Raw genomic sequence first — 16,907 nt, forward strand, 5'->3', positions numbered from 1 at the left:
ACCTTCCGGTTGCATGAGGCATTGCCATAGCACAGGCCAGATTTTTTACAGAATGTTGCTAAGAAGGAATATTTCTCAGAACCTGGCGGTATTCGGGTCCGCCCCCATCCGGCCATCCTTACGGTCCATCCCCCCGATGGCCTGCATGTCGTCCGCGTCCAGCACGAAGCCGAACACGTCCAGATTTTCGGCCAGGCGCTTCGGATTGACGGATTTGGGGATGACGACCAGACCGTTCTGCAGATGCCACCGGATCACCACCTGTGCGGGCGTGCGGCTGTGCTTTTCAGCGATCTTTCCGATCCGCTCATCGCTCAGGACGCGCCCCTTGCCCAGCGGACGCCAGGACTCGGTCCGGATATTGTGCTTTTCGTGAAACGCCCGCAGCGCACACTGCTGGAAGTCCGGATGCAGTTCGATCTGGTTGACGACCGGCACGACGCCTGTCGCATCCATGATCCGCTCCAGATGTTCGGGCTCGAAATTGGACACGCCAATGGACTTCACGCGCCCGGACTTCTTCAGTTCGACCAGCGCCTTCCATGTCTCGACATACTGACCCTGATCCGGCATTGGCCAGTGGATCAGATACAGGTCCAGAACCGGACGACGCAGCAGGCGGGCACTTTCCTCATAAGCGCGCAGGGTGCTGTCATAGCCCTGCTCGTCATTCCACAGCTTGGTTGTCAGAAAGACGTCCGGATGATCTTCCAGACCTTTGCCGACACCTTCCTCATTCTTGTACAGACGGGCTGTATCAACAGACCGGTAACCGAGTTTCACGGCTTCCTTCACGACCTCGGCCGTCTCATCCGGTGGCGTCTGCCACACCCCCAGTCCGATCTGGGGCATGGTGTGACCATCATGAAAGGAAATCACCGTCTGGGCATCGGCGGAAGGAACCTGTGACGACATGTCTGTCTCCCTGAAGGGGTAAAAGGATGAACCACGGGCGCAGGGCCTGCTGACTGCCCAACGCATGGCCCGAACGGGGGGTTCAGTTCCCGTTCAGCAGAACGGACAGCTTTCGGCTGAACGTCTCGACCGTGAACGGCTTCACCAGCAGCGCACAGCCGGGCGCCAGAGGCTGATCGCCCAGAATACTCTGCTCGGCATAGCCCGTAATGAACAGCACCTTCAGCGCGGGCCAGCGTTTCAGCATCTGCTCACCGAGTTCCCGGCCGTTCATGCCCCCCGGCATGCCGATGTCGCTGATGAGAACCTCCGGCGGTTCGCCCTCCGCAACCAGCGCCTGCGCCGACGGGCCGTCGGATGCGGTCAGCACGGTTGCCCCCAGATCCGTCACCATGTCCGTCACGATCATCCGCACGGCCTCCTCGTCATCCACGACGAGAACACGCTGCCCTTCCAGAAGGCGTGAGCGCAGCGCCATGGGCAACGGATGCGGCTCGGGGCGTATTGCCTCCTCTCCCTGATAACGCGGCAGCCAGAGGGACACGACCGTTCCCTGCCCGGGGACAGACCGGATCTCCACCTGTCCGCCCGACTGCCGGGCAAACCCGTAGATCATGCTCAGACCCAGCCCGGTGCCTTCACCCAGCGGTTTGGTTGTAAAGAACGGATCGAAAGCGCGTTTGACGATTTCAGGCGCCATGCCGCAGCCTTCGTCCTCCACCGTCAGGACGACATAATCGCCCGACTGGATGGACATGTCGGAGGCTTCTTCAGCCATCAGGACACGGTTTGCACTCATCAGCCGCAGCGTCGTTCCATGATCGTGCATGGCATCCCGCGCATTGATGCACAGGTTCAGGACCGCATTCTCGAGCTGGTTGGCATCCACACGGGTCAGCCACAGACCCGCCGCGAGGTCAAAGACCAGATCTATTCCCGGCCCGACCGTCCCCCGCAGCAGGCTTTCCAGACCACGGACCAGCACGTTCATGTCCGTGGGCGTGGGATCGAGGGTCTGCCGGCGCGAGAAGGCCAGAAGCCGATGGGTCAGGGACGCGGCCCGGCGGACCGCATCCTGCGAGGCTGCGATATAACGCTCCAGTCCGTCCGTCCGCCCCTGCGCCAGACGCAGGCCCAGCAGTTCCAGTCCGCCCCCGATCCCGGCAAGCAGATTGTTGAAATCATGGGCCAGACCACCCGTGAGCTGGCCGACAGCCTCCATTTTCTGCGCCTGACGGAGCTGTTCTTCCAGTTCGTTGCGTTCGGTCAGATCACGCCCGACCGCATAAATCGCATCGCCTTCGTCGTTGCAGCTCCAGTTGTAGGTCCGCCACGTTCCGTCCGAGCGCCGCATCCGCACATCCAGCCCCGCCGTCGGCCACGGCATGCCAGCCAGCATACGGTCAAAGGCGTCCCACACCATCTGCTTGTCGTCAGGATGGCACAGCGCATCCAGCCGCAGTCCGGCAAGCTCATCCATCCGGTAGCCCTGTGTCTCTTCCCAGCTCGGACTGACCGCGACGTAATAACCACGACGATCGATGATGAGAAACAGATCCCGCGCAATGTTCCACAGCCGGTCGCGCTCACGGGTCCGCTGCAGGATCCGTTCTTCCAACATGACGTTGAGGTCGCGGATCTGCTGCTGGGTGCGGGCCTGACGCATGGAGGCATGGGTGCGGTCCGCAACGGCGCGGGTGAAGACGATTTCCTCCTCCGTCCAGACATGCGGCGCATCATGGCAGACGAACATCAGCCCCACGAAGCGCCCGAACTTGAAGATCGGAATACTGAGGAACGCCACGATATTCTCGGCTTCGTAGCGCGCATCATATCCCACCGTCAGAGGATCGGTGCGGACATCCGCAATGGCCACGGCCTCTCCGCGCCCCAGAACCGGCCTGAAGTCACCGTAATCCCCGAACATCCGCACCCCCAGCAGGGGACGTCCCTCTTCGGCCTCCCCGCCCACGGTCATGCCGGTCCAGTCATCGTTGACGACGCCATAGCCCGCGCCACTGGCATCCAGTTCACGGCAGATGATCCGGGCGGCGACCTCTTCCATCATGGCCGTGTCATCAAGGGCCCGAAGCTGGTCTCCCAGTTCGACGAGCGCCGCCTGTCGCAGGGCCTGACGCTTGCTCCGGTCGATATCGAAGACGATACCGGGAAAACGCGCCACACGTCCCTCGTCTCCCAGATCGCAGCGCCCGTTGCCCTCGAACCAGCGCTGCCCCTCCGGCGTCTCCACCCGGAACTCGAAACGGCATTTTCCGCCCTGTCGGGTCGCCGCCGTGACGGCCTGCACCACCGCAAAACGATCCCGTGGGTCCACGGCGTCATAGATGACGTTCGGCATGACGCCTTCACGCAGCCGGGCCGGCTCCAGGCCGAGGGTCATCGCCATCCTGGCATCGCCCGTTATGCGGGTAGCGCTGTCGTCCCACATCCATGTTCCGGCGATCGCACCGGCATCGAGCGCGAGCTGAAGCCTTTCGGCGGACTGGTTGGCTTCCGTCAGGTCGCGCCCGATCGCCAGCAGGCGCTGGACGTCTCCATCCTCGCCGAAAACCGGGGTAACGGCCACGTCCCAGAAGCGGCGCTGCCCCCGCATGGTCATGGCATAGCCCTGGAAGCGGGCCGTCTCGCCTTCCAGAGCCGTCTGCACGGCCAGAGCGGCCCGGCGCCGCGGCTGTCCGCGCCACAGATCAACCCAGGGCAGCCCATGCATGATGATCGGACTGTCCATCTCCATGGACTGGATCCCGCCCTCGTTGACGAAGCGGATACAGCCGTCACAGTCGAGGATATGAATGCAGTCCGGCAGGCTCGACAGAAGCAGCCGCGTGAAGGATTCGCTGGAGCGCAGGGCTTCCGCCGTCATGGACGCGGAGGAGACGTCCATCGCCAGCCCGACACTGCGGCGTCCGTCCGGGCGGCTTTCATCCTCCCGCCACCCGCGAAGCAGCACATGCCGCAGCATCGGCCGACGACGGGAAGCCTCCGCGCGCGAAAGCGCGGAAGGGGCGTGAACAAGGATGCGGAACCGCAGCTCGTAGCATCCCTCTTCGCGCAGTTCGCTCTCGACGCTTCCATCATAGATGCGGCGGTCCTCGGGATGGAGGAACAGCATCAGTTCATCAACGGGAACACCCACGGCCAGCCGCTCGGGCGGCAGACCCCAGATACGGGCGAACCGCGCATCTCCCGTCACCATCCGCGTCGCGAAATCACAGCGATAGAAGGCAACATCCGCCGTGTCGGCCACACGCTGCATCCGGAGCTGCATACGCTCGACGATCTCGTGCTCCCCGGATGGCGGGGATGCCGCGTGTTCGCGCAGGAGATCATCCACCTGCAAGGCACACAGGGCACGGACGTGATCGAGCGCCGGCGCATCATGCCGGACACACAGCCAGACCTCCACAGCACCGGAACGCACGGGCAGGAGCCGCACGGTGCAGGCATCGACGGACTGTCCATCCATGAGGCACGCCGCGCCTTCATAGGCGATCGTGCTCCCCTCGCCGCCCAGAATGCGGACGCCCTCCGTGTCGCGCACCAGAAGGGCCGCTTCCCCCCCGCCTTCGGCGGCCGCCAGAGCCAGAAGATGGACACAGAGAACGGATGCACGGCCACCGGATGAAGCCGGATGCAGCATCACCGCTCCGGAGCCGCTTTCAGTGCCCTCCCCGCGATCCATCACGTCTCCTTCCGTCTGGTCATCCAAATATGCCCTCCCGGGAGATCGCACCCCGGGAGGGCATCACTCATAACAGATCCGGCGTTTCTCGCATCCTGTCACGAAAGCCCTACAATAGGATGTGCCACTTTTTCGCGTTCCTTACGTTTGTGTCTGAACGCGATCACATTTTCAGGAGTTTGCCATGCTGAACCTCGATCTGAGCGGCCGCACCGCCCTCGTCACCGGTTCGACCGGCGGGATCGGTCTTGCCATCGCCCGGAAACTGGGAGAGGCGGGCGCCACCGTCATCATCAACGGCCGCAAACAGGAAGGCGTCGACAGCGCCCTTGAAAAACTGGCCAAGGCCGTCCCGGGCGGCGCCTTCCGCAGTGTCGTCGCGGACGTCGGAACGGCCGAAGGCTGCAAGACGCTCTTCGAGGCCGAAAACAGCGTGGATGTTCTCATCAACAACGCCGGGATCTTCGCACCGAACGATTTCTTCCAGACGACGGACGAGAGCTGGGAGCACCTGTTCGAGGTCAACCTGTTCTCCGGCGTCCGTCTGTCCCGTGCCTATCTGCCGGGCATGAAGGAACGCAACTGGGGGCGCGTGCTGTTCATCGCATCGGAATCCGCGCTGAACATCCCGGTCGAAATGGTGGATTACGGTGTCAGCAAAACCGCCATGCTGGGTCTGGCCCGCGGACTGGCGAAGCTGATGGCCGGCACGAACGTAACGGTCAATTCGGTCCTGCCCGGCCCCACCCTGTCCGAAGGCGTCGAGGACATGCTCAAGGCCCAGAACCCCGACAGCACCCGTCCGGTCACGGAGCTGGCAGCGGAATTCGTGCAGAAGCACCGCCCAAGCAACATTCTGCGCCGTATGGCCACGGTCGATGAAGTCGCCAATCTCGTCGTCTATGCCGCTTCGCCGCTGGCTTCCGCCACGACCGGTGCGGCCCTGCGCGTGGATGGGGGCACCGTCGATACCATCTGATCGTAAAGTCGATCAGGCAGGCGGGGGCACATTCCCCGCCAGTCGCTGCAAGGCGGTCCGGACGTCGGGTTCGACAGCCGGGTCGTTCTGCAGGGAGCGGGCAACCGTCCGCGCAAGGGGGCCCGCGCCATCGCCCTTGCGGAACCACGCCCGCAGAAAAACCTGCAACCGTCTGCGGACCGGCACGGGCGTGGTCTCCACCGCAGCGACATCGCGCAGCTCGATCACCCACACTCCCATCGCCATCGCGTTCAGGTGCCGCGCCATATAAGCGAGCATCACGTCACGTGGAACGCCCTGACAGTTGCGCACGGCGCGCACCATGCTGGCGGCGTTGATCGCCAGCCACTGGTGAACCGTCTGGCCGCCACCGCGCGCAATAAAACGAAGCTGCTGCTCGACCCAGGCCGAAGTGCGCCGGAGATGGCTGTCAGCGCGGAACGGAAACACCACGCCAAACGTAACACGCGTGAAGATCACCGCCCCCAGAAAAGCACTGGCACCGTTGAGGAATGACACCTCGTCATAACGCATGAGATTGGACGGGCCGATCAGGACGGGCAGGAACATGTTGAACGAAAACGCATGGTTCACGAGCTTCGGCGCGCGCGCAGCCAACCCCCCGATCACCATCGGGATCAGCAGAAGCAGCGCCAGATATTCGGGCGCTGTGACCGCTGGCACGACGAAAAATGCATAGAGCCCGGCGACACCCGCACACCAGACCGCCCCGCGGTAGAAGCCGGACGACGCCAGCGCGGGGATCTCGCGGGTCGCCAGCAGCCCGTAAACCAGCGCCACGAAGGACACGAAAGCCGGACCGGACGGCCAGGCCGTCACTTCCCATAAAAGCCACGCCCCCATGATGCCGGTCGCGGCCCGCAGCCCGTTAAGAACCGCTTCGAGCCTATGGCGCGGGGAGCGCGTGCGGAACGTGAAGCGGTCATGGCGCGGAGGCACGATGATGGCCTGGATATGATTTCCTGCGGCCTCGAGGTCGCGGTCCACGTCACTGCCGGTCGCCCCGCCCTGCGCCCGGGCCAGAACAGCGAGCAGACGCGCCAGAACCGCCCGCGCATGATCCGCGCTGCGCCGGCTGCCGGACCCCATTTCGAGAACGTCGAACTCGATGCGGGTATTGGCGTCCACCAGTTCGGTCAGCAGGCGGCCTTCGGTTTCCGGATCGAACCGCCCTGCCCGCAGGACATCCGCATGGGACGCCACCTTTGCCGTGATCTGCTGAAGCTTTCCAAGCAGCCGTGCGCGGGCTTCTTTCTGCACATTCGGCAGGAACAGGACCGCCAGTCCGGCTTCGCAGACGGTGCCGAGCATGATGTAGGTGCCGCGCGCCATAGCCACGTTGAACACGTCATCGGGCTGGCTGATCGCGCCCGTCGCCACGATGGCGGACGTGAAGCTGATGACCAGAAAACCGTACCGGCGATACCCGTCCAGAAACGTCGCCCAGCCACAACACAGCCCGATCCAGACCGCGAGCGCGATGAAGAACAGTCCCGCCTGCTGGGGAAAGGCCGCGATCAGGGCCACCCCCATGCAGCCCCCGATGATCGTGCCCGCGAACCGCCACCGCGCCTTGGACAGGCTTTCCCCGCGCGAGGCCGTCGCCACGACCCAGACGGTCAGCGGCGCCCATTGCGGGCTGTCCAGCTCCATCCACATGGCGATCAGCAGGGAGAGGATCGCCGCAGCCGAGGTGCGGACCGCAAAGCCCAGATCCTTCGCGGACGGTGCAAACAGCCAGCCCCAGCGCTGGATCAGAATGTCCCGCAGGTCCGATCCGAATGTTGATCCCGACACCGCGAGACCGGCTGCCCTGCCGCCCAAACCTGACACTCTTCCGTCCGAAAAACCGCAATTCTCCGGACGCAATGGTGTTCTGTCCAAGACATTGTCATGATCGCATCATAAGTTACGCTTATGAAATTGCCTCAGACCGTCAGGGTGTCCTCCAGAACAAGCTGCGTCGCCACTTCCCAGCTTCGGGACATCAGGGCCGTCTGGACCGGCTGCCGGAGCCGGACCAGACCGACCCGGGGAGAAGGGCACGCAGCAAGACGGCGGATCTGGAGCGGATTGGCAGGATCGTGCCGGTCCGGCAGGGCCGCAACCGGAAGGATCGTAGCCAGACGCCCGGAAAACAGTTCCGCATAGAGCAGTTCGAGCGCATTGGTCTGGAGCAGGACGCCGGGCTTGACCCCGGCTCTGGCGAAACACTCATCCACGATCTGCCGGGTCCGCATGGCGGGCCCCAGCAGGCCAAGGGGATAACCGGCCGCATCCGCCCAACTGACAGTTCTGCGGGACGGAAGCTCCATTCTGGAGCCAGCCACGAAAACATACTGCTCCGAGTAAAGCGGATGCGTCTCGAAACTGCCGTCTTGCGGAACCTGATCCAGATAGATCAGCCCCATCTGGATCCGCTGCTCGGTCAGGTCGTGCAGGATGTCCTTGTTGGGAGAGACGGTCAGTTCGATCTGCAAGGCCGGTACCGCCGCCCGCAGGCTTTCCATCAGGAGCGGCATGACCTGAATGGCGGGCGGGATTGTGCCGATCGAAAGCGTGCCCCCTGCGATTTCATGGGCGAAGTCGGCTTCCTGACGCAGACCGTCGAGCGCCGCGACCGACTGCCGCGCCCAAGCCAGAACGCGCTCACCTTCGGGTGTCAGGCCCAGAACGCGCCGGTTGCGCCGGACGATCGGCACACCGAGTTCATGCTCGAGCTGGCGGATCGCCATCGACAGCGCGGGCTGCGACACGCCGCAATGCTCGGCCGCACGGGAAAAGTGCCGATACTGGTCCAGAGCGATAAGATAGGTCAGTTGACGCAGGAACACCGGACTTGTCCATGAACACCGAAAGGGCAGGAAGTGTGTCGCCGTGACCCGTCACTGGCAATCCATCCGGGGGTCAGGGCTGGCCGCGGGGCCGGCACATCTGTATCCCGATTGCATCAGGAGAGAAAATCCAGCTCATTATCACATATGATTTTGAATATTTTCCCAATTGTGCGTTATACTTTAGGGCTCAAGATGGCGAATCATCGTGCCTGTCACAGAATAGCCCTCTCCCTCGGTCCCCGGCGCAGGCTGCCTGCCCGGTTTTCCTTTCTGCCTTTCCCTGACAGGTCTGCCCTGCGGGTCGCCGGAGTTTTCCCGTCATGAGCGACACAGTGCTCAACCCCTCCCCCGTCCCCTCTGACGCTCCCTCTGGCGCCGCAGTCAGAACGCCCATGGTCGGGCGCATGATGTTCGCCGTCGTTCTGGCCGCGATTGCCGGTCTGATGTTCGGGCTAGACGTGGGCGTTATCTCTGGGGCGCTCGGCTTCATCCGCGACGAGTTCCACGCCTCCGATTTCGAGCAGTCCTGGATCGTGTCGTCCATGATGTTCGGCGCCGCCGTCGGTGCCGTCGGTGCGGGTCGAATGTCCTACGCCTTTGGACGTCGGCGTTCCCTGATCTTCAGTGCGTTCCTGTTCGTAGCGGGAGGGCTCGTCTGCGCGCTGGCCTCCTCTGTTTCGGAACTGATCATCGGACGGACCATGCTGGGTCTGGCGATCGGGATCGGCAGCTTCGTGGCACCGCTCTACATTTCCGAAGTCTCGGACATCTCGCGGCGCGGCAGTCTGGTCTCGATGTACCAGTTGATGATCACACTGGGCATCCTGCTGGCCTTCGTGTCCAACGCCATCCTGTCCTACAGCGGATCATGGCGCTGGATGCTGGGGATCATGGCCATTCCCGGCACCTTCTTCCTGATCGGCTCATTCTTCCTGCCCGACAGTCCGCGCTGGCTGATGCTCCGCGGCCGTCATGAGGAAGCCCTGTCCATCATGAAGGAACTGCGTCACGACCCCGAACATGCCCATCAGGAAATCCGTGACATTCAGGGGCAGATCCACGACCGTCAGCGCGGTCTGGCGATGTTCCTTGAAAACCGGAACTTCCGCCGCGCCGTCATGCTCGGCATCGTGCTTCAGGTCATGCAGCAGCTCACCGGCATTAATGTCGTCATGTACTACGCGCCGCGCATCTTTCAGGAAGTCGGCTTCGGGTCCAGCGGGCAGATGTGGGGCACGGCAATCGTCGGCGTGGTCAACTGGCTCGCCACCTTCATCGCCATCGCCTTTGCGGATAGCTGGGGCCGTCGTCCGATGCTGGTGACGGGATTTGCGATCATGGCGACGGGTCTTGCCGTTCTGGCAGCCATCATGTCTGGCGCTGTGGGCAATACGGACCTGTCGCATTACCTCGCGATCTCGGTCCTGCTGTGCTTCATCGCAGGTTTCGCCTTCTCGGCAGGTCCGCTGGTCTGGGTGCTGTGCTCGGAAGTCATGCCGCTGCAGGGACGCGATTTCGGCATCACCTGCTCGACCGTCACCAACTGGATCACGAACATGGTGGTGGGCGCCACGTTCCTCGGCCTGCTCACCACACTGGGCGCCTCGCACACCTTCTGGCTCTATGCCGGGCTGAATGCGCTGTTCATCTTCGTGGTGCTGTTCTTCGTCCCTGAGACGAAGGGCGTGTCCCTCGAATCCATCGAGACCAGGCTCAACCAGGGCGTGACGCTACGCAATATCGGCCGCTGAGCCCCGCGCTTCCGGCATGAAAAAAGCCCCCGTTCCGACTGGAACGGGGGCTTTTTGATATCCGCAGTCTCAGCCGCGACCGGCGATCTTGCGATCGGTATTGTACTGGCTCAGCGCGTAGACCGACCAGATGGCGGCCGGGATCCAGCCGATGACCGTGACCTGAAGGAACAGGCACACCAGACCGGCAAACGGACGGCCGATGGTGAAGAACTGCAGCCAGGGCAGAAGCAGGGCAAGAATGAGACGCATGGTGCTCTCCTTTCACAAAGATGCTCTGTCGTCAGTGATCGGTGAGAAACGCCCCGGATGCAACTCCGCATCCCGGGATCACCCGTGAAAGCGGGTCACACCCGATCCGGTTCCGCAGAAGAAAAGCGCACCCTTCAGAATTTCAGAGAGACTTTCCATTCCCCGCAGACGCGGCTGTCTTGGTCCGCAGCCATCCGCCTTCGAACCCTGCCCGCTCCAGCCCGGTGCGCAGATAGGGGTTCTTCTTCATCGTGTTCCAGACCAGACCACTGCGCCAGTTTTCCAGCATCAGCAGGATCGGCCCCTGATCGATGCCCAGTTGCTGACCATCGACCCAGTAGGATTTCTGATCGGCAAAGGTCGGATTGAAAGCGTCGAGAAAGCCGTATTTGTTGTAGATCCGGTCGCCGTAGCGCGCGCGCATTTCCTTGAGGGCCGGCAGAGCGATTTCCGGTGCAAAAGCGATGGAACCACCCACGGCCGTCGGCGCGATGGTGCCGTCATCCAGAATGTAGTCCCGCCCTGCCCCACGCGCACTATAGGCCAGATAATGGCGCTGCTTGCCGTGATAGACCTGCTGTGCATCCCCGGGTCCGTCACAGGCCGTCAGTCCCCAGATATTGGGGCCATAATCCTTCCAGTCGCCCGGATTGGCCCGTGCATAGGCCTGCTGGGCATAGGCGGCTTCACGGCCATTCTGGAAATAATCGACGTTATGGGCCCGGTCCCACGCATCCTGCACACCACGGAAATCAATCCAGGATTCACTGTACTGATGCCCGAACATCGGCGCGAAGTTCAGCAGCTTGTGGCCCTGGAAATCGCCCCACTGCCCTTCATAGGTCGCGGTCCATGTCTTCCAGGTCTCGGCTGGAAGGGGATGTGTCGGTGAACCCAGGGCCTGAAGATAGATGATCAGACCCTCGTTATAGCCCTTCCAGTCGCTTGGCAGGAACGTATGGGGCGGCATCCACCCCATGCTGAGCCAAGGGCCGTGGGCTTTCATCCACGTCCAGTCGATCCGGCGATACAGATGATCCGCAATGTCGCGGATTTCCTTCTCCTGCGGCGTGTCGTGATCGAAATAGGACTGTGAGAACAGCACGCCCCCCATCAGGAGCGCCGTGTCGATGCTGGACAGCTCGGACCAGTCGGCAACGCGCAGCCCGGTATTGGGATCAAGGAAATGGTAGAAGAAACCCTTATAACCTGCCGAACCCGAAACATGATCGTTCTGCGGCAGGCTGGCGAGGAAACGCAGCGTCGTCAGCGTCCGGTCCACGGCCTGCTGACGGGTAATGTAATGCCGCTCCACGCCAATCCCGTAAGCTGTCAGCCCGAAGCCGACGCTGGCAATGCTGGCGGCCCCATTGGGCAGCGGCGCACGATCCGGCACCAGACCGTTTTTCGGATTGGACGTCTCCCAGAACCAGTTGAACGTGCGCTTTTCAAGATCGTCAACGAAAGCCGCATCAGCCGCAGGCAGGCTCGCGGGCTGAAGGGCTGGCGTGAGCGCCGTGCTGTTCGTCGGTGCGGCCTTTGCAGAGGGCTGCACCAGAGCCAGCGTCGTCAGTGCAAGGCCAGCCTGACAGAAACGGGAAATCCGGGTTTTCCACCTCTGCCCTGTACCAATCCCTGGAGAGAAAAACGGGACTTCGGAAGTCCGCTGCGTCCGGTGCTGCATGCTCATAGAAGACAGGATAAGCAGAAGGACTGCGCGCGACGCACCCACCGTTACATCAACTTTCCGTGACGCCTGAAAAGTGAAGGAACTCTGCCCTTGTCACGGAAAACTTTGTGACAGGAGCGTGGCGAATGTAACAACCCAGATATCTGAAACGGGGCGTTCCACAATCAGAACGCAGCCTTACGAGTCCGTCCCGGACAGCAACCGAGCCGCCACTTCCGCCGTCACGAAAGCAGCGATCATTTCAGGGCGCTTGTCCCGCACTCCAAAATCCCCGATCGGGCAGACCAGACGGTCGATCTTCTCCTGCGGAATGTCGATCTGACGGAACGCACTCTCGAACCGTTTGCGTTTCGTACGCGACCCGATCATCCCGACATACCGCAGGTCCCCCCGCTCCAGCGCTGCGCCCGTAATGAGCGCATCCAGCGTGTGACTCTGGGTCAGGACCAGCACGCCTGATCCGGCCGGAGCCGCGTTCAGAAGACCTTCCCATCGCTCCGTAACATGCGTCTCGACCCCCAGCGGAACGACCCCGAATTCCTCCTCACGCGCATCGACCCAGACCAGCCGGAGCGGCAGGAGCGCCAGAGACCGCGCCAGAGCGCGCCCCACATGCCCCGCTCCGAACAGCAGCAGTTGCGGCAGCCGCTCCCATTCGGCCCGGATTTCAGCTTCAAGAGCGTCAGGACTGTCCACCCGCTCGATGCGAATTGTCACTGCCCCGCCGCAGCACTGGTTGATGGCAGGCCCGAGCGGGATATGGCGCTCAATGGGAGCGTCTCCCGAAGCCAGAAGCGCACGCCCCTCCGCCATGCAGTCCCATTCCAGACGCCCCCCGCCGATCGTGCCGGTCTGCTCAGTGCGGGTCAGGAGCATGAACGCACCCTCTTCCCGGGGCGTCGAGCCCCTGGCGCGGATGACAGTCAGGCGCACGATCTCCTGCCCCTCCTGCCGCCACCGCAGAACATCCGCGAGCATGGTCAGTCCGCCTGTTGCCGCAGTGCCATGAGGGTTTTCAAAACCCGCTCAGGCGTGGCCGGCGCATCCAGTTTCGGACAGGTGCGATAGTCGTCCAGACTGGCGATCGCATCCGAAATGGCCTGCAGAACCGCGACCCCATGCACAAAGGGCGGCTCTCCCACGGCCTTGGAGCGGAAAATCGTTTCCTCCCGGTTCGGCGCGTTTTCCAGCAGTTCCACATTGAATATCCGTGGCCGGTCGGAACAGGCCGGGATCTTGTAAGTGCTGGGCGCATGAGTCCGCAGACGCCCGGCCGGATCCCAGACCAGTTCCTCCGTCGTCAGCCAGCCCGCACCCTGCACGAACCCGCCTTCGATCTGCCCGATATCGATGTCCGGATTCAGGGACTGCCCGGCGTCATGCAGGATATCCACACGATCGATGCTGTGCTCACCCGTCAGCAGATCAACCGACACTTCGGCACAGGCCGCGCCGTAAGCGAAGTAAAAGAACGGCCGCCCGCGCCCGGTCTCGGGATTCCAGGAGATTTTTGGCGTTTTGTAAAAGCCGTTCGAGGACAGCGACACCCGCGCGAAATAGGCCTGCCAGGCGAGCTGCTGGAAGGTCATGATCTCCGCACCGACATGCACGCCATCAGGCCGGAAATGGATCTCTTCCGCAGACGCAGCCCATTTTTCGGCTGCAAAAGCGATCATCCGGCCCTTGATCTTCCGCACCGCGTCCAGCACCGCCATGCCGTTCAGATCCGCCCCCGAGGACGCCGCCGTGGCGGACGTATTCGGCACCTTCCCGGTCGTGGTGGCCGTGATGCGAACGCGATCCGCTGTCAGGCCAAACTCGCGCAGGACGATCTGCACCATCTTGGTGTGCAGCCCCTGCCCCATTTCCGTCCCGCCATGGTTCACCTGAACCGAGCCGTCTGTGTAGACATGCACCAGCGCGCCGGCCTGATTGTAATGCGTGGCCGTGAAGGAAATCCCGAACTTCACCGGCGTCAGCGCAATCCCGCGACGGATGATTCGACTGGTGCGGTTGAACGCCCGGATCTCGGCCTTGCGCGCCTGATAATCACAGCGCTCGACCAGCTTTGTCAGGATCTCGGCCGTAATCGAGTCCTCGACCGTCATGTGATATGGCGTGAGATTGCGCGTCCCGGTGCCGTAGACATTGCGCAGCCGGACCGCCACGGGATCAAGACCCGTCGCAAACGCGACTTCCTCGATTACCCGCTCGGCCGCGACAATCCCCTGCGGGCCGCCAAATCCGCGATAGGCCGTGTTGGACTGGGTATTGGTCCGCAAAGGCTCGGATTTCAGCCGTACATCGGGATAAAAATAGGCATTATCGGCATGAAACAGCGCACGGTCCGTGACCGGCCCGGACAGATCCGCCGCCCAGCCGCACCGCGCGGCCAGAACCATATCCACGGCGAGAATATCGCCCTCATCCGTGAAGCCGACGTCATAGTCGATCAGGAAGTCATGCCGCTTTCCGGTCGCCATCATGTCATCATCGCGGTCCAGACGCGCCTTGACGGCCTGCCCGGTCCGGTCAGCGGCGATGGCGGCCAGACAGGCCCAGGCATTGGCCTGCGTCTCCTTGCCGCCGAACGCGCCGCCCATCCGCCGCACTTCCGTCGTGACCAGATGATGCGGCCGCCCGAGCACGGAAGCGACCAGATGCTGCGTCTCGGACGGGTGCTGCGTGGACGACCAGACGCGCATTTCCCCGGCCTCTCCGGGCTGGGCGAGCGCGGCCTGCCCTTCCAGATAGAAATGCTCCTGCCCGCCAATCTCGATCTGCCCCGACAGACGACGCGGAGCGGCCTTCAGACCACGTTCGACATCCCCGCGTTGCATGGTGAGGGACCGCCAGACCATCGGGCTGCCATTTTCCCGTGCCTGCGCGATGTTCAGGATCGCGGGCTTTTCCTCGTATTCGATCTTCGCCAGACGCACGGCCTGACGCGCGGCCTGACGCGAGGTCGCCACTACGGCGAACATCGTCTGCCCCCAGAAATGGACATGATCCATCGCCAGAAGCGGCTCATCTTCCCGATGAACCGGGCTGATCTGGTTCTCGCCCGGCACATCATCCGCCGTCAGCACACACACGACACCCGGCGCGGCGCGGACGGCGTCCAGATCCATCGACATGATCCGCGCATGGGCCTTCGTGCTCAATCCCGGAACGAGATGCAGCGTGCCACGCGGTTCAGGCAGATCATCAATATACGCCGCCCGCCCTGTCACATGCAGCAGCGCGCTTTCATGCTTCATGCTGGTCGAAGCGGCCCCCGGAACGAGATCAGACATGCGCAAGCCCTCCCGTCCGGACGAGACGCGCCTGCCCCGATCCCGTCGTTTCCTCAAAAAACCGCGTCAGCAGATTGGCGGCCACGGTCTGCCGGTACCAGGCACTCGCCCGCATATCGGTCAGCGGCGTGAAATCCTTCATGACGGCTGACCGTGCAGCCTCCAGCGCATCCTCATCCCAGACGCGCCCAATCAGCGCCGCTTCCGCTCCCGCCGCCCGCTTCGGCGTGGCTGCCATACCACCATAGGCCAGCCGGACCGCAGTGATCCGCCCCTGATCGTCCGTCTCGATCATGAAAGCCCCAAGAACGGCGGAAATATCCTGATCGAAGCGCTTGGAAATCTTGTAGGCGCGGAACTGCGCGTTCTGTGCCGGTGCTGGAATGGTTAGCGCCTCCACGAACTCGCCAGGCTGCCGGTCCTGCTTTCCGTAAGCGATGAAATAGTCTTCCAGCGCAATGGACCGACGCTCTGCCCCGCGCCGCAGATGCAGCGTCGCATTGGCCGCAATGAACATCGGCGGCCCGTCCCCGATCGGGGAGCCATTGGCAATATTCCCGCAGACCGTCGCGCTGTTCCGCACCTGCGTGGAACCCAGGCGGCGGATCATTTCCCCCGCATCCGGCAGCAGTTCCGCAATGGCTAGGCGCGCGTCCTGATACGTCACCGCTGCCCCGATCCGAAGCCCCTCGGCCGTTCTGCTCAAAACCCGCAGTTCCGGAACGCGCCCAATGGGAACAACATGCTTCAGGCGACGCATCCCCTTCGTCACCCATAGCCCCACGTCCGTAGCGCCCGCAACAATGATCGCCTCCGGATCGGCCAGCAGAATCTCCGCCAGATCGTCCGCAGACGCCGGAATACTGAGCGTGCCCTCAGGCCCTCCAAGCCGCACGCTCTCGCCGTCCTGCAACGCCGTCAGACGCCCGACAATAGCCTCCACCTGCGCATCGAAACGGTCCGGCCCCGCCGCCATCGCCTGTTTCATGGCCCGCACGATCGGCGCATAGCCGGTGCAGCGGCACAGATTGCCGGCCAGCGCGTCATCAATGGCCTGATCATCCGCCGAGGCCCCTTCGGTCTTGCGATAGGCGGCCATCGACATGACAAAACCCGGCGTGCAGAACCCGCATTGCGAGCCCTGCTGCTCGACCATGGCACTCTGCACGGGATGCGGTGCATCAGCCGTTCCCAAGTCTTCGATCGTAAAGACCTGTGCGCCATCCAGCATGCTGACGAACTGGATGCAGGCATTGACCGCCCGCCAGTTCAGCCGCCCGTCCTCAAGCCGGACGACCAGCACCGTACAGGCCCCGCAATCGCCTTCATTGCAGCCTTCCTTGGTGCCGGTCCGGCCACGGTCACGCAGCCAGTCCAACAGGGTCAGCGTCGGAGACAGATCCCTGAGCGTGCAGAGGTCTTCTCCCATATAAAAGCGGATGGTCTGGCGCATCGGGCGGGAT

General features: G+C 63.0%; 11 protein-coding genes. 2 read left to right on the forward strand and 9 right to left on the reverse strand.

Annotated features, from left to right (window positions below; genetic code table 11):
* Positions 1–75: 75 nt before the first annotated feature.
* Both ABF859_RS07015 and ABF859_RS07020 read right to left on the reverse strand, forming a co-directional pair.
* On the reverse strand, positions 76–915 hold the full coding sequence (locus ABF859_RS07015; protein WP_415527057.1) for an aldo/keto reductase: 840 nt from the start codon (positions 913–915) through the stop codon (positions 76–78).
* Between the two features lie 82 nt (positions 916–997).
* Positions 998–4,645, reverse strand: coding sequence for a PAS domain-containing protein (locus ABF859_RS07020; protein ID WP_415527058.1), 3,648 nt, complete (start codon positions 4,643–4,645; stop codon positions 998–1,000).
* Positions 4,646–4,802: 157 nt separating this feature from the next.
* Here ABF859_RS07020 and ABF859_RS07025 point away from each other — a divergent pair, with 157 nt between their 5' ends.
* Positions 4,803–5,597 (forward strand): SDR family NAD(P)-dependent oxidoreductase, encoded by a 795-nt coding sequence (locus ABF859_RS07025; protein ID WP_415527059.1) that lies wholly within the window; start codon positions 4,803–4,805, stop codon positions 5,595–5,597.
* A gap of 12 nt (positions 5,598–5,609) precedes the next feature.
* On the opposite strand, the gene ABF859_RS07030 is transcribed toward ABF859_RS07025, so the two are convergent.
* Both ABF859_RS07030 and ABF859_RS07035 read right to left on the reverse strand, forming a co-directional pair.
* A complete protein-coding gene (locus ABF859_RS07030; RefSeq protein ID WP_415527060.1) occupies positions 5,610–7,451 on the reverse strand; it encodes an FUSC family protein in 1,842 nt (613 codons plus the stop codon).
* A gap of 95 nt (positions 7,452–7,546) precedes the next feature.
* The gene (locus ABF859_RS07035; RefSeq protein ID WP_415527061.1) at positions 7,547–8,452 is read right to left on the reverse strand and encodes a LysR substrate-binding domain-containing protein; all 906 of its coding nucleotides are present in this window, start codon (positions 8,450–8,452) and stop codon (positions 7,547–7,549) included.
* Between the two features lie 323 nt (positions 8,453–8,775).
* Here ABF859_RS07035 and ABF859_RS07040 point away from each other — a divergent pair, with 323 nt between their 5' ends.
* Positions 8,776–10,206: a sugar porter family MFS transporter gene (locus ABF859_RS07040; RefSeq protein WP_415527062.1), complete on the forward strand. Its 1,431-nt coding sequence runs from the start codon at positions 8,776–8,778 to the stop codon at positions 10,204–10,206.
* A 69-nt stretch (positions 10,207–10,275) separates the two neighbouring features.
* On the opposite strand, the gene ABF859_RS07045 is transcribed toward ABF859_RS07040, so the two are convergent.
* The 5 genes from ABF859_RS07045 to xdhA form a co-directional block, all read right to left on the reverse strand.
* A complete protein-coding gene (locus ABF859_RS07045) occupies positions 10,276–10,458 on the reverse strand; it encodes a YqaE/Pmp3 family membrane protein (protein ID WP_415527063.1) in 183 nt (60 codons plus the stop codon).
* A gap of 142 nt (positions 10,459–10,600) precedes the next feature.
* The gene (locus tag ABF859_RS07050) at positions 10,601–12,148 is read right to left on the reverse strand and encodes a glucoamylase family protein (RefSeq protein ID WP_415527095.1); all 1,548 of its coding nucleotides are present in this window, start codon (positions 12,146–12,148) and stop codon (positions 10,601–10,603) included.
* A 177-nt stretch (positions 12,149–12,325) separates the two neighbouring features.
* Positions 12,326–13,126, reverse strand: a complete 801-nt coding sequence (gene xdhC / locus ABF859_RS07055) for a xanthine dehydrogenase accessory protein XdhC (protein ID WP_415527064.1) — start codon at positions 13,124–13,126, stop codon at positions 12,326–12,328.
* Positions 13,127–13,128: 2 nt separating this feature from the next.
* Positions 13,129–15,444 (reverse strand): xanthine dehydrogenase molybdopterin binding subunit, encoded by a 2,316-nt coding sequence (xdhB, locus tag ABF859_RS07060; protein WP_415527065.1) that lies wholly within the window; start codon positions 15,442–15,444, stop codon positions 13,129–13,131.
* A complete protein-coding gene (gene xdhA, locus ABF859_RS07065) occupies positions 15,437–16,897 on the reverse strand; it encodes a xanthine dehydrogenase small subunit (protein WP_415527066.1) in 1,461 nt (486 codons plus the stop codon). The genes xdhB and xdhA overlap by 8 nt, the downstream gene beginning before the upstream one ends.
* Between the last annotated feature and the right edge of the window lie 10 nt (positions 16,898–16,907).

It is taken from the genome of Gluconobacter sp., assembly GCF_047722525.1.
Taxonomy (GTDB): Bacteria; Pseudomonadota; Alphaproteobacteria; order Acetobacterales; family Acetobacteraceae; genus Gluconobacter.